At 65.7% G+C, this 15750-nt stretch carries 22 protein-coding genes; 10 read left to right on the top strand and 12 right to left on the bottom strand.

Going from position 1 to position 15750, the window contains the following annotated elements; genetic code table 11:
- The first annotated feature begins 68 nt into the window (after positions 1-68).
- The 3 genes from BI06_RS20130 to BI06_RS20140 all read left to right on the top strand — a co-directional run bounded on the left by BI06_RS20130 (position 69) and on the right by BI06_RS20140 (position 1679).
- Positions 69-890 carry a hypothetical protein gene (locus BI06_RS20130; RefSeq protein WP_043470264.1) on the top strand — a complete coding sequence of 274 codons (822 nt, stop codon included), beginning with the start codon at positions 69-71 and terminating at the stop codon, positions 888-890.
- 146 nt (positions 891-1036) lie between these two features.
- On the top strand, positions 1037-1327 hold the full coding sequence (locus BI06_RS20135; RefSeq protein WP_149030422.1) for a hypothetical protein: 291 nt from the start codon (positions 1037-1039) through the stop codon (positions 1325-1327).
- The gene (locus BI06_RS20140; RefSeq protein WP_043470270.1) at positions 1317-1679 is read left to right on the top strand and encodes a hypothetical protein; all 363 of its coding nucleotides are present in this window, start codon (positions 1317-1319) and stop codon (positions 1677-1679) included. The genes BI06_RS20135 and BI06_RS20140 overlap by 11 nt, the downstream gene beginning before the upstream one ends.
- Positions 1680-1733: 54 nt before the next feature.
- On the opposite strand, the gene BI06_RS20145 is transcribed toward BI06_RS20140, so the two are convergent.
- Positions 1734-1928, bottom strand: a complete 195-nt coding sequence (locus BI06_RS20145; RefSeq protein WP_043470272.1) for a DUF397 domain-containing protein — start codon at positions 1926-1928, stop codon at positions 1734-1736.
- Positions 1925-2752: a helix-turn-helix transcriptional regulator gene (locus tag BI06_RS20150; RefSeq protein ID WP_043470274.1), complete on the bottom strand. Its 828-nt coding sequence runs from the start codon at positions 2750-2752 to the stop codon at positions 1925-1927. The genes BI06_RS20145 and BI06_RS20150 overlap by 4 nt, the downstream gene beginning before the upstream one ends.
- 99 nt (positions 2753-2851) lie before the next feature.
- Between BI06_RS20150 and BI06_RS20155 the strand changes: the two genes are divergently transcribed.
- The 7 genes from BI06_RS20155 (at position 2852) to BI06_RS20190 (ending at position 6563) form a co-directional block, all read left to right on the top strand.
- Complete coding sequence (locus BI06_RS20155; RefSeq protein WP_043470277.1) at positions 2852-3121, top strand: hypothetical protein; 270 nt, start codon at positions 2852-2854, stop codon at positions 3119-3121.
- Complete coding sequence (locus BI06_RS20160; RefSeq protein ID WP_043470280.1) at positions 3118-3339, top strand: hypothetical protein; 222 nt, start codon at positions 3118-3120, stop codon at positions 3337-3339. The genes BI06_RS20155 and BI06_RS20160 overlap by 4 nt, the downstream gene beginning before the upstream one ends.
- 656 nt (positions 3340-3995) lie before the next feature.
- Complete coding sequence (locus BI06_RS20170) at positions 3996-4469, top strand: NUDIX domain-containing protein (protein ID WP_051741463.1); 474 nt, start codon at positions 3996-3998, stop codon at positions 4467-4469.
- A gap of 148 nt (positions 4470-4617) precedes the next feature.
- On the top strand, positions 4618-4971 hold the full coding sequence (locus BI06_RS20175; protein WP_055731136.1) for a hypothetical protein: 354 nt from the start codon (positions 4618-4620) through the stop codon (positions 4969-4971).
- A 107-nt stretch (positions 4972-5078) separates the two neighbouring features.
- Complete coding sequence (locus BI06_RS20180; RefSeq protein ID WP_043470288.1) at positions 5079-5279, top strand: hypothetical protein; 201 nt, start codon at positions 5079-5081, stop codon at positions 5277-5279.
- 394 nt (positions 5280-5673) lie between these two features.
- Entirely contained in the window at positions 5674-6183 is a 510-nt protein-coding gene (locus tag BI06_RS49560; RefSeq protein ID WP_149030423.1) for a hypothetical protein, read from the top strand.
- Positions 6184-6242: 59 nt separating this feature from the next.
- On the top strand, positions 6243-6563 hold the full coding sequence (locus BI06_RS20190) for a hypothetical protein (protein WP_043470291.1): 321 nt from the start codon (positions 6243-6245) through the stop codon (positions 6561-6563).
- A 77-nt stretch (positions 6564-6640) separates the two neighbouring features.
- On the opposite strand, the gene BI06_RS20195 is transcribed toward BI06_RS20190, so the two are convergent.
- From BI06_RS20195 to BI06_RS20240, 10 genes are all read right to left on the bottom strand, one after another.
- Entirely contained in the window at positions 6641-7819 is a 1179-nt protein-coding gene (locus BI06_RS20195) for an IS30 family transposase (RefSeq protein WP_107113307.1), read from the bottom strand.
- Positions 7820-8107: 288 nt separating this feature from the next.
- Entirely contained in the window at positions 8108-8368 is a 261-nt protein-coding gene (locus tag BI06_RS20200) for a hypothetical protein (RefSeq protein ID WP_043470294.1), read from the bottom strand.
- Positions 8369-8409: 41 nt separating this feature from the next.
- On the bottom strand, positions 8410-9876 hold the full coding sequence (locus BI06_RS48210; protein WP_107113371.1) for a peptidoglycan-binding protein: 1467 nt from the start codon (positions 9874-9876) through the stop codon (positions 8410-8412).
- A gap of 133 nt (positions 9877-10009) precedes the next feature.
- Positions 10010-10270, bottom strand: coding sequence for a hypothetical protein (locus BI06_RS20210; RefSeq protein ID WP_233290231.1), 261 nt, complete (start codon positions 10268-10270; stop codon positions 10010-10012).
- Positions 10271-10278: 8 nt separating this feature from the next.
- Positions 10279-10857: a hypothetical protein gene (locus BI06_RS20215; RefSeq protein WP_043470297.1), complete on the bottom strand. Its 579-nt coding sequence runs from the start codon at positions 10855-10857 to the stop codon at positions 10279-10281.
- The gene (locus BI06_RS20220) at positions 10858-11688 is read right to left on the bottom strand and encodes a hypothetical protein (protein WP_043470300.1); all 831 of its coding nucleotides are present in this window, start codon (positions 11686-11688) and stop codon (positions 10858-10860) included.
- Positions 11681-12445, bottom strand: coding sequence for a hypothetical protein (locus BI06_RS20225; RefSeq protein WP_149030424.1), 765 nt, complete (start codon positions 12443-12445; stop codon positions 11681-11683). Before BI06_RS20225 ends, BI06_RS20220 begins: the two co-directional genes overlap by 8 nt.
- A 10-nt stretch (positions 12446-12455) precedes the next feature.
- Entirely contained in the window at positions 12456-13511 is a 1056-nt protein-coding gene (locus BI06_RS20230; protein WP_043470303.1) for a hypothetical protein, read from the bottom strand.
- Entirely contained in the window at positions 13511-14740 is a 1230-nt protein-coding gene (locus BI06_RS20235) for a siphovirus ReqiPepy6 Gp37-like family protein (RefSeq protein WP_043470305.1), read from the bottom strand. The genes BI06_RS20230 and BI06_RS20235 overlap by 1 nt, the downstream gene beginning before the upstream one ends.
- 5 nt (positions 14741-14745) lie before the next feature.
- Positions 14746-15744 carry a phage tail domain-containing protein gene (locus tag BI06_RS20240; RefSeq protein ID WP_043470308.1) on the bottom strand — a complete coding sequence of 333 codons (999 nt, stop codon included), beginning with the start codon at positions 15742-15744 and terminating at the stop codon, positions 14746-14748.
- Positions 15745-15750: the final 6 nt, after the last annotated feature.

Here is a 15750-nt window from a genome sequence, read left to right on the forward strand (position 1 = left end):
AGCTTCAAGTACCTGTGCTGAATACCTTGAACGATAGCCAAGAAGGCCGGACCGGAAAGAGAGATGCCATGAGTCACGAGATCCTTACCCACATGCCCGCCCAGCTGCGGAAGTACGTCGTGCGGGAAATGGAATGTGAGACGCCCGGACAGTTCGACCTGATGAACGCCTGCAAGGCATTGGATATGGGTAAGTCGAACAATTCCGCCAAGGTTCCGCTGACGAATGACGCCCTTGGGGCTCTCCTGGAAATCTGCCGGGACTGGCTGGACGACCGGAATTTTGGCAAGGTGACGGCTGCAAAGAGTGTGCTGATCCGCCATGAGCTGGACTATGTCCCCGTCGACCCGCGCGAACGTCGGCACGAGGTCAAGTTTCCGGCCTCGCTCGCCCACTACCTGAGTGGAGAGAAGGCGCAGGGGGAATCCCCTGAGATCCTGGCGGACCTGGAGCGGTGCACCTGGTCCAAGACCAGTACGCAGGGCCGAGTTAGGTACGCAACGCTGACATGGATGCTGAAGAACGCCGAGGCATGCAGCATCCACCTGAGCGGAGCCGTGCAACGGTCTGGAAAGCGGTTCCTCACCACCTACCAGCCCGCATGGGAGGAGACCGGCCGCCTGATCGACAAGTACGAGAAGGCGGCCGCCGTGGCCGACCAGGTGCCGGCCGAGGTCGAACACCAGGATCAGGCCGAGGTCGAGGTGATCGAGGACCAGGAGCCGGCCGACAACGCCGACCAGGAGGCCGAGGGGGAGGCCGCTCCCGTGCAGGCCGGAAAGTCGGAGAGCGGTCCGGCCCCCGCGAACTGGGTGGACCTCGCCGAGAGCGCCGACACCGAGACGGCCCGCGCCTGGTGGGCCCGGAAGGTCGCTTCGTGGGGTCGGTGACCCCCAGCTCGATGCCGCAGCGACAGCGCCCCCGGTGGGACCGGGGGCGCTTCGCCCCGGTGGTGGCTCGATGGGGGCAAGGCCTGGTCTGGCATGAGGAACGGCCGATGTGGGCGCCAGCCGATACGGTCAGTGCGGAACTCCGCGTGAGCGGGAAGAGGAGTGAGGGCAGGATGAGCAGGTTCACCCCGGATGAGGGCGCGGAAGCGCTGGGCATCGCCGTTGAGCACCGAGAAGTCTTCCGGGCCGTGGTCGAGGCATTCCGTACGCCGGAGGCCCAAGACGCCGAACTCGCGAGGCTCCGGAAGGAGCTGGAGGCGATCAACGCGGTTCTCGTCGAGGCGGGGATCGAGCACCCCCTAGGCGTGCGAGGGGTCCGCGATTTGGCGGAAGCGTACAAGGAGCTGCGGGAGGAGGCGGGCGAGGATGACGAGTGAGAACGGGCCCTTCGACCCGAAGTATTGGGCATGGTCGTTCGCCGACCTGGTAGGGGCTGGCAACCCGGCAACGAGGATCGGCCCCGTGGTCAACGGTCGGCAGGAAATCACGTTCATTGTGGATGCTGCGGCACGCTGGCAGGCGGCGCCGTTGATCCTGCGGTCCGTCGAGGTCGGCGCCATCGTGCGGGCCGAGACGTACGAGCCCACGGGGGGCGTCCAGGTCACCGCGGCCTACCCGGTTGAACTGCTGCTGAGGCCGCCGCTCGATTCGGTGCTCGTGAAGGCGGACTGGATCCTTCACGGCATGCCCGATCCTGAGGAGCTCTCCGACGTCGAGCACCCCGAGTAGCCGAGAGGCCCCCGCCCATCAGGGCGGGGGCCTCCTTGGTCCTGGCGGTCCGGTTCAGACCTCGCCGAACTCGCCGGCCTTCACTGCGGTCACGAAGGCGGCGAAGTTCTCAGGGGAGAAGGCCAGGGTCGGACCCTGGGGGTCCTTGGAGTCACGGACGGGCACAATGCCGGGGACGTTGGCGGCTACCTCGACGCAAGCGCCACCGTTGTTGCTGTAACTGGACTTGAACCACTCGGGGTCGGTCACTGGACTTCCTCTCGTACCTTCCTGATCAGCGCCACGGATGCGGCCTGCGACAACGCCTCTACCTGGAGATGATGGTAGGCGGTGAGCAGAGGTCGCACCGCTTCGGGATCACGTTCATATGAACCCTGCTGGGCAGACTCCGAGTAGGCAGTCACGGTGTGATCCGGCAGCCCCAGCAGGTAGACCGGCAAGTCAAGACTGCGGCCTGCACCCATAGAGTACGGCGCAACCTGGAGCGTCACATGGGGGAGTGTTGCAACTGAGACTAGATGCTCCAACTGGGCTGCCATAGTGCCAGGACTTCCGATGGGACGGCGGATGCAGCTCTCGTCCAACACTGCGAACAGTCGTGGCGGCGGTTGGCGGGTCAGCAGCTTCTGACGGCCGGCCAGGATCTTCAACCTCTCGTCGGCCTGTGCCTGGCCGATCGCGCCCCGGCTCAACGCGGCGGTGGCCAGCTCCGTTGCGTATGCCGAGGTCTGAAGCAGGCCAGGGACGATGCCGACCTCAAAGCACCGGATTTCGTCCGCCTTCGCCTCCTGGGCGACGTACTGGCCGAAGCCTTGCAGCAAGGAGCTGGCCCGCACGTCCAGGAACAAGTTCGTGAACTTGGTCCCGGCTTCGAACACTCGATCAACCTGCCGTGCGAAGCGCAAGGTTGGCGGCTTACGACCGGTTTCAACGGAAGAGATGTGGCCCGGCGAGTAGCCCGTACGATCGGCCACCTGGTCCTGTGACAACCCCAACTCCTGGCGGCTTAAGCGGAGTTGGGCGCCGAATGAAGCTTGCGGCGACCTTTCCGGCGTAAGCGGCTTGATGTTCATGAGGCCCCCTTTCTTTCCGTTTTGCAAGGTTGAATGCCTTCCGAGCGTAGAGGAGAGTGAATGCGCCCGGTAGCCCTCGTGTTACGGAACGGAGCCCCCATGTCCTCACGCCCCAGACAGCCCGCCTACCTCCCCGAAGTGGGGGAAGTGGTCGAGGACTTGGCGGTTCTCGACGCCGATGGCCAGCCCAAGCGGGGCGCCTTCATGGAGTCCCGTGGCGGTGAGTACTACCTGCGGTCCGAGGGCGGCGGTTGCGAGTGGACGACGCTGCCCGCGAAGGTCCGCCCGCTCGACCCCCCGTGCTTCATCAAGGTTCAGCACCCGAGCGAGCCGCGCACCGCGGATATCCCGATCGGAGACGTCGCGTGAAGCAACGGAGGCCGCAGCTCGGCATCCTCGGGCCGGCGGTGTACTCGGTCGTGATCACGGCCAGCGGACTGGTTGCTCTGACCGTCGGCTGGCCCATCCGCCACGGCCCCCTGGTGCCGTGGTTGCTCGTGGTGGGTCTCGTCTTCGCGTCCGGCGCGATCGGTGCCCTCCCGCCCTCCGAGCGGTGGTTGCGGCGTAGACAGGGGGCGGAGCCGTGACAGCGCTCCCTGACCGTCTCTGGCGGCTTTCGAGATGCGCGCCCTGTGGCGGTCGACGCGCTCTCGTGGCTCCGGGCCTCTTGTACCCGGACGCCGACGGGAACCCTGTGTCCCTGCTCTGCTGCCGATCGCATCACGAGGTCTTGGAGCACCACGTTCACCTGACTCAGACCCGCGCCGAGATGGCGGTCGCGGTGGCGAAGGCGAAGGAGGAGGAGGCGGCGGCGAAGCTCGCCGCGTCGGCCTGAAACTGACAATCTCCCGTCCCGGTGGTCCGGCGTTGGCGCGTTCGTGGACTGCCGGGGCGGGGTGGGTCCCCGGGGAACGCTCTCCTGCGTGCTCCCCGGGTGGGTGTTCGCGTCCTCGGTCGGACACGCGAACACCCTGGTCTTACGCGTCGCTGGATGACGACGTGTGAGGCGGTCGGTCCCGGGTGAACCTCCCCCCATTTGCCCGGGACCGTCATCCGCGGTGTCCGTCAGGCGCTGTTCAGGCGGACACGAGAGCCGGGCCCCGCCCATGGGACCGCACACCCATGGGCGGGGCCCCCAATGCGGACCCCTCCCGGACGGCGGTACGGGAGGGGTCTTTCACCCCCCCCCAACCCCGAGTCGATCCCCGGAGGACACGTGACTGCCGCAACTTGTCTGTACGCCATGGGGGTTCAGCCGCGAAGGCGCGTTCATGCCCTCGTGCTGTTCCGCAGCGAGACCGGTGATGTGCTGCTGGTGAAACCGTCGTACCGACCGGATTGGTTGTTGCCGGGTGGGGAGGTTCGCCCGGGTGTGCCGATCGGCTACGCGGTCGCCCGTGAGCTGGTTGAGGAGTTGGGCCTGCAGAGGAGCATCGTTCACGCCCTCGCTGTCGACCAGTCGCCGGCCAACTTGGAGACCCGGCACCCCGAGGGGTTGACCGTGGTCTGTGACGGCGGCCTCATGAACTGTGGGGAGGCGGTTGCAATGTCGTTGCCTGTGCGTTCGGTCGGGATCGAAGAGCTGGCCTGGGTGTCGCCGAAGCGGTTGCCGGACTTCGTGGCCCCGTTCATGGAGTGCCGAATCCGGGCCGCACTGGCGGCTGTGCGGTTCGGTGTCCGTATGCCGCTGCCGTACAACGGCGAGTCGGCCGACTAGATCGCAGCAAAGGATCCGTGTGTACGGGGAGTGCACACGGTAGGGGCCCCGCTCGATGTCGAGACCTCCGTCCGTGCCGGGCGGGGCCCACTTTTCAGGAGGTGAGCACGGCCGGGAACTCGATGCGCCGTACCACCGGGAGGAGGAGGTGACCGTGCCTGTTCCACGGTTCAAATTCATCGACCCGACTGTCAACAGTGCGTTCGAGGAGATGGAAGACACCGCCTGGGAGCGGCAGTTCGAGGACTACACGAGCGACTGCACGTGCCCCCACCGAGCGTACGGCGGATGCGTCGATGATCTCGGCCTGCCACCTCGCGGACAGCGGTTCACGCACAACGACGGGCGCCGGGGAACCTTCGTCAGGAGGGTGCGCAGGCACGATCCGGTAAATCTGCGGATCCTCCAGACCGCCGTGCTGTTCGAGCACAGGACCCCGGGTGGGCAGCTGGTCAAGTGGGCACTGAAATGTGCGGGCTTTCCTCCCAGCTTCGTCGCGTGATGGCCCTCAAAGTCTCCCGCCCGTAGGACACTTGGTCGCGGGTGGGCGTTCGAACCGAAGCCTCGATGTGCTTCGAATAACTGCGATGAGATCAAGAATGGAGAGTCATGTCCTACCTTGCGCTCCGGGGCGCTCAGCAGAGCTTCCCGGCCCCGCCGGTTACCGTTCTCCCCTTCCACAGTTACAGCGTCACCGACGGCCTGAACGTCACCGCGGACGGCGTCCCGCTGGTCGAGGCCGCCACCGTGCGCGGCTTCAGCATCACCAACAAGCCGTTCGGCGGGACCAAGAAGGACGACGAGGGCTGAGGTGACCTTCCCCCGGGTGGTCATCGTCGCGGATGACCGTGACTACACGGCGGACATGGTGGTCCGGCATCTCAGCCGGGCCACCTTCGTCCGCCTTGACCCTGGCCGGCCTCGAAGCGACGGGGGACACATCAGCTCCCTGGTCCGTGCAGGCGCCAAGTCCGAATGGACTGTCGCAGGTACGCCGGTTGGCCCCTGGACGTCCGTATTGTGGCGCAAGCCCACCAAGGCCACTGACCTCGTAGGGGAGGAGGCATGGGCAGCGGACGAGACCACCATGGCCGTCCTCGGTTCACTGCGCGCCGCTTGCGTCGGGAGGTGGATGAACGAGCCGATGGCAGTTCACTACCACCGGTCCAGGCTCCCCCAGCTGACCCTGGCGGACAGTCTTGGGATGAGCATCCCCGACACCCTCACCACCACCAACCCGGACGCGGCTGCCAGCTTCATTGCCGCCGGGCGAACCGTCGTCAAGCCGATGACTCAGGTCAACGTCGACTTCGCGCCGGCCTGGGAGATCACTTCGTCCGATCCGTTGATCGGACTGACCCCTGTGCCGCACACGTTTCAACGGCTGATCGACAAGAAGGCCGATCTGCGGGTCACGGTGGTCGGGGACCAGGTGTTTGCGGCCCGAATCACGTCCGACCGGTTGGACTGGCGCGCCGCCCCCGACGCCGCCACCTACGAACTGGTTGAACTGGACGACGTCACCGTCCACCAGCTCCGCGACTACATGGCCGCCGCCAGCCTCGCCTTCGGCGCCTTCGATTTCGCGGAGGATGCCGAGGGCCGTCCCTGGTTCCTCGAATGTAACGCGAACGGTGAGTGGGGGTGGATCGAAGAAACCACCGGGGCCCCGATCGGCGAGGCCATCGCCGAGTGGTTGACCCTGGACCTCTGACACCGGGCGGTAGTGGGGAGTACCGTGAAGGTTCAGCACGGCAGGAACCCGGAGGACTGATGACCTGGACGACGTACCTGGACGTTGACGGCCGGATCCACTGGACGGACGGTGACCAGGATGTCGCCGGGGGGATCAAGGCGGCCTGCACCGATACGCCGAAGTGGAACCCCGAAGGCTACCCGCCGCACATCTGGACGCAGACGGGCCCCCTGTGGAACTGCCCCGACTGCGGACTTGCCACGGTTGGCCGGCCGATCTGCCCCGATGCGGAGCACCGGTGGTCGGGCGACGACAGGTGTCAGAACTGCGGCATGAAGGTACTCGACTTCTACAAGGAGCCGGAAGGCAAACCCGTTCTGCCATTCGTCATTGAGTGACCTGCGCGGCCCTGGGAAACAGAAATAGCCCCCTCCCCGAAAGGCGGTTTCTAGGGGTCCTCGCAACACCTGATGGCCTATGCGGCTGTCAGTAGATCACGCAGGCGCTCGGCTGGGGTCTTCCAGCCGAGCGTTTTGCGTGGCCGGCGGTTGAGTTGCTGGGCGACGTGTTCGAGGTCTTCGGGACTGTGCACGGACAGGTCGGTGCTCTTGGGGAAGTACTGCCGCAGCAGACCGTTCGTGTTCTCGTTCGATCCGCGCTGCCAGGGCGAGTGCGGATCGCAGAAGTAGACCGGCACTCCCGTGGCGACGGTGAACTGCTTGTGCGCGGCCATCTCGCAGCCCTGGTCCCAAGTCAGCGAGCCGCGCAGGTGCTCGGGCAGGCTCTGGATCAAGGGCACCAGCACGTCGCGGACCTCCGCTGCGGTGTGCCCGCCGGGCAGGTGCCCGAGCATGACGTAGCGGGTGGAGCGCTCGACCAGGGTCACGATCGCGCTCTCACTGCGGGGGCCGACGATCAAGTCCCCCTCCCAATGGCCGGGCACCGCCCGGTCCTCGACCTCGGCGGGCCGCTCGGAGATCATCACCATCTCGTCGACGAACCGGCGGGTGCGCTGCTCGGGGCTGCGGTGCGGCTTGCGGCGAGTGCGCCCGGTGCGCAGTGCGAGCGCGACCTCGCGTCGCAGCCCGCCGCGGGCCTGGACGTAGACCGCCTGGTAGATCGTCTCCGGACTCACCCGCATGCTCTCGTCGTCGGGGAACTCGCTGACCAGAGCGTGACAGATCTGCTCGGGCGACCACCGCTCCCGCAGCCCGTCCGCGACGAACTCGCGCAGTGCGCCCGGCCGGGCGAGCTTGGACTCCTTGGGGCGTGATCGGCTTGCCGCCCATGCCCGCTGGGCCCGGTGCGGCCGGTAGACGCCGTCGACCGCACGGGTGTCGATCTCGCGCTTGACGGTGGAGGCCGGCCGGCCCAGGGCCCGCCCGATTGCCCGCAGCGACCGGCCCTCGCGGCGCATGTCGGCTATCAGCTCCCGTTCGGTCACCGTCAGGAACCGTGGGTGCAGCCTGGCCTCGACCGCCGCTGTCGAGGGCGCCGGCGTGCGGGGAACGGTGCTGGTCATGCCCGTTGTGTAGTCGATCTTGTGTCCATCGGGGTGGAGGCGCGCGTTGCCGCTCTTGCGGATCCCGTGGTCCCAGTCCTGGGCGGTGCGCTTGTGGACCCCGACCCGCGCGGCGGCGTCCTGCCGTCGCACCCCGGCCGCGCGAAGCCGCTCGTACTCCGCCCGGCCCGAGTGCCTGTTCCTTCCCGGCTTCCCACGGCCACGGACACCGGCCTTGCGTGCCCACCCGGCCGCCGTGTGACGGTTCGCCCCGACCGCCCGGGCCGCCCCCGTGACACTGCCGTCCTCCCGGTCCAGCGCTTCGAAGAACCTCGCCTTCAAGTCCTCAAAATCCACGATCCCCGCAACTCCCTGGGGTCAGGGTGTTGCGGGGATCGCTAGAACCCGCCAAATGGGGAGGGGGCTATTTTGCGTTGTGGATCAGCGGATCTGCGCGGCCTCCTGCTTGGTCAGCTCAGCCTGGAGCCAGGCCGCGGAGTCCAGGGGCGAGGTCTCGTGAAGAGCCGAGAGGGTCTTACGGTTCTCGACCCGCTGAGCAACCTCACCGGCACCGAGCAGCGCCGCAGCGGCGGCCACCAGGGCCTCCCACGGGATCGAGGGGTACCAGCTCATCAGGAGCGGGACCAGGGCCGCGACGGCGGCCACGGCGCGGACGGCGTGAGTGGAAATGAATGAATTCATGGGTCTCCCTTGGTAATTGATTCGTTCAGAAGAGAAGGTGGTCAGCGCATGAGGCGGGACCAGGTGAGCGGTCCCGGGTAACCGTCGGCAGCCGATCCAGACCAGCCCTGAGCGTGCTGGAAGGCCTGGACGGCCCGGCGATCGGCCTCAGTCCAGCGAGGGCCAGGACCCTGCCGGTAGTACCGGCTGTAGCCCTTGCGGACCAGCTGCTCGCCCAGCTTCGTCACGTGCTGGTTCACCGCACCCGGGCGGAACCGGTTAGCGCCCGGGAAGGCGGGCGCCGCGCTCGGCTTGGTCGAGGTGGCGGCCGGGATGTCACGGCCCTGGTGGGTCACCAGGAGAGCCCAGGTCTGCGGTCCGGGGATGCCGTCCGCGGAGCTGCCCGTCCAGCCCTGTGCCATCTGGAAAGCCTTCACGGCCTGGCGGTCGGCCTCGCCCCAGCGAGGACCCGGTCCTTCGGAGTAGAAGCGGCCCGCGCCGCGCTGGACCAGGAGCTCGCCGAGCCGGGTCACGGAGGAGTTGTTCGCCCCTGGACCGAACTGGCCAGCACCGGGGAAGGCGTTGCCGGAGTTCGAGGCCGGCGGGGAAACCGGCGGCGGGGTCGTGGTTGGGGGCTCCGGGGTCGGCTGCGGCTCCAGGCCGCCGTCCGGGACGGCTGGCAGGGTGATCGAGTCTCCCGGGTGAATCTGGTCCGGGTGGTCCTTCACGCCCGGGTTCAGCGAGAGGAGGGCGGCCACGCTGATACCGGCCGCCGCAGCGATGGCGGTGATGGTCTGGCCCGCCCGTACTGTGACCGTACGCGGCGGCGAAGTCGGCTTGGTGGAGCCGGAGTTCCCGGCCGGGCCGGAGGCGGAAGCTGCGTAGGTGAAGCCCGCCTGGCCCGTCAGGGCGGGGTCCGAGGTGGTGACTCCCTCGGTGAACTGAGGGAGGCCGTAGCCGTAGACGTAGGCGTCCCGGCGGCGCCGTTCCCGTCGCATCACCTTGTTGCCGTTGGCGTCGTTGCTCAGCGAGGTATTGCCCTCGTAGGTGTAAATGGAGTTCGCGTCGTAGGCGTAGACGATTCCGGTGTGAGTACCACCACCGGGGCCGTAGAAAACCTGGGCACCGATCGCCGGGTAGTTGGAGAAACGGCCCCGATCCCGGAACCACTGGACGCCATTGGAGCACGACGCGGTTCGGGGGTAGAGGCTTGCAACACCGGCCTTCAGAGCGACCCAAGCAACCCAAACGGCACACCAGGGCTGGAAGTTGCTCCACTCAAGGCCGGGAACCTGGCCGGAGTACTTCTGGTGCCCGGACGGGCGCTCGCCCGGAGCCCGCTCGGCCTGATAGCCAACCTGGGAAGCGGCAATTGATATAGTGTCAGATACCTGGCTCAGGTGAACCTCCAAGTAGACGAGGCGGCCGGCTGGCCGCTCGTGGATGAATGAATCGAGGGGAAAATGCGGGCCGTAAATTCGTACGATCCGGAGTTGGCCGCGTACGAGGAATTCCGCGAGGCTGTGCAAGGCATCTACACGCGAGTGATCGAGCAGGGCATTACGGACGACGAAGGGTGGGGCGAGGTCGCAGAAGCACTCAGCGCCCTTCAGGGCGTGGTGCGCAAGACGCGGACCTAGGCGACACGGACCCCGCCCGGATTTAGATGCCGGTACGAATTCGGGCGGGATCCAATGTGGTGATCAGTTCGACCAGGCGGCGGTTCTCCGCCTCAATGCGGGTCAGTCGGTCCTTGATTTCATTCAGGTCGTCCTGAAGTCGATCGGCTCGGGTCTTCTGAGCCTCTGCCTCGCCCTTCCAGACCTGAGCTGAATTCATCTGCCAGGACGCCCGGACCATGACCAGGGCGGCAGTAATAGAGGCCGCGGTGCCCGCGTAGCCGAAAATGTCAGTCGGGGTCATTGGCCTCCTTAGCCAGAGATTTTCTCCACGGTCAAATTCCACGACTTTCGATCGTCGCCAGGACCGGCATCAGACTGAAAGCCATTCCACCAGGACACCAGGTACGCGGTGAAGGAGTGGCCGGCTACGAGCGATGCGGCGAAAGTGAAAGAGGTAGTGGAAGCGTCGCCGCCGCCAGGCGGGTAAAGGAACGAGCCACCGCTCTGACCAGGGTCAGTGGCGATCCAGGCGTGGGCCTTGCAGGTGGCGGAGCCGGTAGTCCACCCGCCATAGCTCATGGTGAAGCGGTAAACACCCGTCTCGGGGACCTTGATGGTCCCGCCATCGGTGGTGGCCCAGGTGCCGACCCTTGCGAGAGGCTGAGAGGTATTCCAGTAGACGACAGTGGAGGCGTTTGCGTCGAGAGCTATGGTGTTCTGGAGCGTGATACTCAGAACCGGATTTGCCTTGAGCTTGTTGATCGAGGCCTCATGGTCGTTGACGACCGTATACAGCGCGTTGTGTACGTCATACACCTGGGAATTCATATCGGCAGGGCCGATCACCTGCCGGGAAACCCAGGACTTCAGGGTGGGGAGTGAGATCAATTAAGGCTCCAGGATGGTAGTGGTGCCGAGCTCAGAACCGACGGAGTCCCCCAGAATCCAGGTCGCCTTTCCGTCGGACCGTCCTGGAACTGAAATGAGAACGACTGCGGCAGAGGCAACAGTGGTGTCGAGCTGCACGGCGCCGGGCGATCCGCCGGCACCAGGGGTATCGGCAACCATCAGGCTGATTTGATTCGTTCCGAAGGTGCCGAGTTGCTGATCCCGAGCGGCAACGCCAGAAGGCCAGGCAAGGCCTGTGAGGGAACCAGACACGGTGACAGCCGCGTAAAGATTGCGGTAGCTGGTCGAGGCCATCAGGGGGAGGGAGTTGGTTTTGGTGTACTCCCGGATACCGACCACGGGGGTAAGCCCAATATTGGAAATGTCCCCGCTCCGGTACGCCAAGTTCATCAAAACGGCGTTATGGGCGGTGCCCACGTCCCAGACAACGGAACTGCCTCGGGAAGGCTCCCAGGGCCAGACAGCCACCGCCACCAGCAGGCCACTGGCGAGCGTGTATTGGGTCGGAATCGCGCCCGCAGGAGTGACTAAACGGGGCGCCGGAGCAGAGCCCGAGCTGACACAGATCGAGACGATGAAATCATTCGTCCGCACTGGGGGGAGAGCAAGTTCGGCGAGGGGCTGGTCCACGACCAGGGCCCGGGTGCTGGCCTGGTAGGCCGGAAACTCCTTGGGCGCTGGGGCCGCGCTCATCCACGCGGCCCCGTCCCAATACAGGGGAGGGGAGGAGGCCCAGGAGGCTCCGTTCCAGGCCTTCGGAGTCTGGTCGACCCACTTCGAGCCGTCGTAGACCTTGAGCTGATTAGGCATACTGCACCCACACGTCTCCCGCCTTCGGCGAGCTGGGGGCGTTGGGGCCGCTGAAGACGCGTGCGGACCCGACGTTCGAAGCCGTCACCGAGCCGGCCGAGATGACCGAGCCGTCGCCCTGAACTCGGAATACCGACGCGGTAGTTGTGGCGGTCGCCTTCGAGTTGGTCACGTTGATGACGGCCTGGCCGCTGCCGTAGGCCGGCGCCCCGATGCAGAGCGCGGCGCGGACGCCGATGGTGTCGACCAGGAGCGAGCCGGAGTTCAGGACTCGGGTGTACGGCGTGCCGTCGGCGGTCTTGAGCTTCCAGGCGGAACCCGTGGTGTCAGCCGTCGAGGGGACCACCCACCGGGCCCAGTCCGTTCCGGCGGGGACCTGGAGGTCCGAACCAGCCAGAGGGAGGAAGTTCAACAGCCTCTCGTTGACGTAGGCCCGGTCTTGGTGCGGATCCGCGGCCGTCTGGTGCTGGACCAGGCGCTCCCCGGCCGTGGTCGATACCAGGCCGATCTTCCCGGCCCCGAAGTCCACCCACACACGCTCAGCCCCGGAGGCCGGGCCGTAGAAGCTGGGGACCATCCCTCGAACGTCGGCCACGAGCTGAAGGATCGGGGCCCCGGTGGTGTCGGTCAGGTCGGTGATCTGAGCCGCGCCGGCCGACGGGCCGTCCCACACGGTTCCGACCGCACCAGGGATCCGGGCACCGGATACCGACTCGGCCACGTCGGCAGCAGTGCCGCCGAAGAGATTTCGTGCCAAGGGTTCCTCCTTACTCGGCGAAGATGTCGGACTCGTAAGTCCCGGACAGGTACAGGGTCGAATGGGCGGGGATTCCGGGAAGGACCGTGAGCCCGGAGGAATCGGGAGTGAAGAGGTTCACCGTGCTGGTCGAATTTCCTTCCCACGTAATCCCGCGAACCTGGCTGAGCCAGGGGCGTCCGCCGTTTCCGCTGGGATTGTCGATGTAGCCCTCAAAGACCTGCGCGGTCCGGCCGTTGGCCGGCTGGGGCAGGGATGCCTGCATATACCAGCCTGTAGTCACGATGTCGGCTGGAGTAGGGTTGCGGATCTTCAGGTTGAAGTGCACGGTGTTCGGTGCAATCCAGCGCCACCGACACACGCGGTCGACTTCGGCCGGCTGGCTGTTCACGCCCCAAAGGCCCGGCGTGTAAGGCCTGGCCTTTCCGAGGTGTCGGGTGACCATGTAGCCGTCCCTGCCAGTGAATGCCTCGTAAGGGCTGTCTCCGCCGTCGACATCCAGGTCATAGATGAAAGTGCCCTTGGGGACGAAATCAGCGGTGGAGCGAGTGTTCCAGGGAGTTGCCACCGCCCGGGGGAGGTCATAGCTCGCTCGGGAGTAGACAGACAGGGCGCCATTGGCGGCCGGTACATCGACTTCGAGGACGGCCATTTCCCACCTCTGCCCAGGGGCTCGCTGGGGCTGAGGGGCAATTGGGGACGTAGACGGCTGCCCCTTTACGACGGCCAGGTTCACACTGCCCTTGACGACATCCGCCCGGATGACCACCGTGTCCTTCCGCGCCTTGTCGGTCGGATTGGGGTCGATATCCAGGGAAGCCGTTGCGGTGAGCTGGTAGTAGAAACCGCCGACCCATGCACTTCCGGGTTCGAGTGTGATGGTTCTGCCGTTGATGACCTTCCAGGCGAAAGGCAGGGCAGCCGCATCGTAGGTGGAACTCGTGAGCTGGTAGTCCACTCGGTCCCCGCCCCACAGATGGGCCATCTGTTGCCACTGGAGCTGGGAGACCATCTCACTTCCGCCCGACGAATTTGCCTGGGCAAACGGGTAACTGACTTCTGCCATTACATCCTCGCTTCGAGTTTCCTGAGCTTTTCTCGAAGCTCACTTACGGTCTTGTAGAGATTGAGAGGGTCGCCGGTGCCCTGCTCGCCGATCTTCGGGCGGATCGTCAGGGACTTTCCTGCATCCTCGACGGAGATATTGACCTCGCGGACAATGTCCACGTACTCAACACCATCGATCGAGACTGTTACCAGATCACCGACGAAGTAGTCCCGGCCAAACTTGATCTGCTCGGTATCGACAGGGTAAATCTGAAAGTTCCCGTTTTTCTCGCCCTGCTGAAGGGCGGAGTTGGCCGCGTCGACTACGGCCTTCTTGGCATTCTCGAACTCGGCATCCGTCGTATCCGGCCGAGCCTTGACCGGCTGTCCGGTCACGGGATCGGTCTTCAGCGGGAGGTCTCGGCGGTCGTAGAACGCTTCGATCTGGACACCCCACTCGGCTTCCGCCTCGGCGTCGATCTGCTGGTAGAGATAGCGCTCGTCGCCCTCGCCCTGGCAGGCCACGATGACCCGGGTAACGCGGGGAGCCGTAAGGGTCCAGATGTACTCTCGGAGATTCCCCAGTTCCGGGCTGAACCGAACGTCGCGGGAGCGGTCACGGGGCTTGAAGACGGAAAGCTCGACCTTCTTCGAGTCCGGATTGTAGATGAAGCGATATCCGAGTTCCTTGCTTTCGGTCCACTTCTCGATGACGGCCCCGATGACGTCATAGCGGAAGCTGTCGTGGACCTGGGCCCCGAGGTCGGCCGGCTCAGGTAGAGCCAGGCCGGGAATCCTCCGGCCAGGGAGAGCCGACGCACCTACAGCGTGCTCCAGCTCCCACCACAGCGCCTTACTCGCAGAGCCGGCGGCCTGACGCGTGGCGCGAGCCTTGTACTGCTCGGAGATGGGCACCGCGGGTTCGGGGAAGGCGAGGCGGCTGTAAGCGATCTTGTTGTCACACTTCCCGCCGATGTAGAGACTTCCCGGGCCGGTGTGCTGCTCGACCGTCCAATAGGACTGGAAGAATTCGATCTGCCCGGTCAGGAGCGGATCGGGAACACCTTCCTGGTAGATGGCAATACCGCCTCCCTTTTGCAATAGGTTCGCCTGATCAGTGCCAGCCTTCACGAGCATCTGAAACGAACCCTGCTGGCAGAAGCGGACGATGAAGTCCAACTTGATCCAGGTGTCAATGACGCCGATCCGGTTCAGGTCTCGGTCTCGGACCTCTATTCGGTAGCTCATGGGCGTCAGTAGCTTTCAAATCGGGGGCGGAAGGAGAGGCGGAGCGAAGCGCCGGCACCGGCGGCCACCAGGTCCACGGACACGGCCGACTTCCCGGCCGGGACGGACCACAGGGCAGGGGCCGCGTCCACGCGGGGCCAGTAGTTGGTGCCCTGGTCGTCCTTGAGCGTCTTGATCCCGGGGCGGCTGTCGATGATGAGCGTGCGGCCCGCTGGCACGGCGTCAGGGCTGCCCACGGGGCCCGCAGCGATGCCGAACGAAGTGCCTGCCGGGCCCGTCATCTTGAACCCGCGGACGGGGCCCTTCAGCTCCCACATAGGCCACGCCTCGACACTGCCCGGATTCACAACGGGGATGGCCTCACTGGACAGGAGACCCTTGTTGAGAGCCAGCGGAAAGAGACCCTTGCCCGTCTTGAGGAAGGCCTTACCGTCGCCGAATTGCCACTCGGCCACCTGCGTATCCTGGCCGTGGTAGAAGGGATCAAAAGCCGTGAACTGAAGCCCGAACTTCATGAACCGGAAACCCGCGTTGTCCACGCCCTCATCGCCCTGCATCCCGTCCCTGTAGTAGGCATAAAGGGTGTGGGTCAAGGAATCGCCCTCCGTGAAACGCAGGACGCAATACCCGTTCATCGGGTTAAGGGCGGATATCAGCCGCCGCTTGAGGTCTTTCAGAGTGCGGCGGTCGACCCCGTGAAGGTACACCGGAATCATGAACTGACGCTCGGCGATCCGGGCGCCTCGGTAGATGCTGCCGTGAAGGTTCGGGCTGGCATCGGAATGCAGTTCAACCGGAGGCATATCCAGGCCTGTGGCTCCGGCCTGGATGAGAACTACCGGCCACTCACGAGAGGCAAAGGAGGTCAGGGGGATTTCCTCCCCCTGACCGTTCGAGCCCGTAATCGTCACGTGGGTGTGGCCCCATGCCATCGGTTGGGGAGGCAGCGGCAGGGGTGCCGGCTGCTGGTCCTTGACCGTGGGCGTAGTCGCCGGAATAGGCATGGGGCC

It is taken from the genome of Kitasatospora sp. MBT66, assembly GCF_000710405.2.
GTDB classification, from domain to species: domain Bacteria; phylum Actinomycetota; class Actinomycetes; order Streptomycetales; family Streptomycetaceae; genus Kitasatospora; species Kitasatospora purpeofusca.

What these genes read in the sequence shown, in the direction of transcription:
- BI06_RS20180 (WP_043470288.1), top strand. Translation starts at nt 5,079, where the DNA reads ATGTCCTACCTTGCGCTCCGGGGCGCTCAGCAGAGCTTCCCGGCCCCG.
- BI06_RS20200 (WP_043470294.1), bottom strand. Translation starts at nt 8,368, where the DNA reads ATGAATTCATTCATTTCCACTCACGCCGTCCGCGCCGTGGCCGCCGTC.
- BI06_RS20190 (WP_043470291.1), top strand. Translation starts at nt 6,243, where the DNA reads ATGACCTGGACGACGTACCTGGACGTTGACGGCCGGATCCACTGGACG.
- BI06_RS20210 (WP_233290231.1), bottom strand. Translation starts at nt 10,270, where the DNA reads ATGACCCCGACTGACATTTTCGGCTACGCGGGCACCGCGGCCTCTATT.
- BI06_RS20220 (WP_043470300.1), bottom strand. Translation starts at nt 11,688, where the DNA reads ATGCCTAATCAGCTCAAGGTCTACGACGGCTCGAAGTGGGTCGACCAG.
- BI06_RS20230 (WP_043470303.1), bottom strand. Translation starts at nt 13,511, where the DNA reads ATGGCAGAAGTCAGTTACCCGTTTGCCCAGGCAAATTCGTCGGGCGGA.
- BI06_RS49560 (WP_149030423.1), top strand. Translation starts at nt 5,674, where the DNA reads ATGAGCATCCCCGACACCCTCACCACCACCAACCCGGACGCGGCTGCC.
- BI06_RS20240 (WP_043470308.1), bottom strand. Translation starts at nt 15,744, where the DNA reads ATGCCTATTCCGGCGACTACGCCCACGGTCAAGGACCAGCAGCCGGCA.
- BI06_RS20150 (WP_043470274.1), bottom strand. Translation starts at nt 2,752, where the DNA reads ATGAACATCAAGCCGCTTACGCCGGAAAGGTCGCCGCAAGCTTCATTC.
- BI06_RS20235 (WP_043470305.1), bottom strand. Translation starts at nt 14,740, where the DNA reads ATGAGCTACCGAATAGAGGTCCGAGACCGAGACCTGAACCGGATCGGC.
- BI06_RS20140 (WP_043470270.1), top strand. Translation starts at nt 1,317, where the DNA reads ATGACGAGTGAGAACGGGCCCTTCGACCCGAAGTATTGGGCATGGTCG.
- BI06_RS20170 (WP_051741463.1), top strand. Translation starts at nt 3,996, where the DNA reads ATGGGGGTTCAGCCGCGAAGGCGCGTTCATGCCCTCGTGCTGTTCCGC.
- BI06_RS20130 (WP_043470264.1), top strand. Translation starts at nt 69, where the DNA reads ATGAGTCACGAGATCCTTACCCACATGCCCGCCCAGCTGCGGAAGTAC.
- BI06_RS20155 (WP_043470277.1), top strand. Translation starts at nt 2,852, where the DNA reads ATGTCCTCACGCCCCAGACAGCCCGCCTACCTCCCCGAAGTGGGGGAA.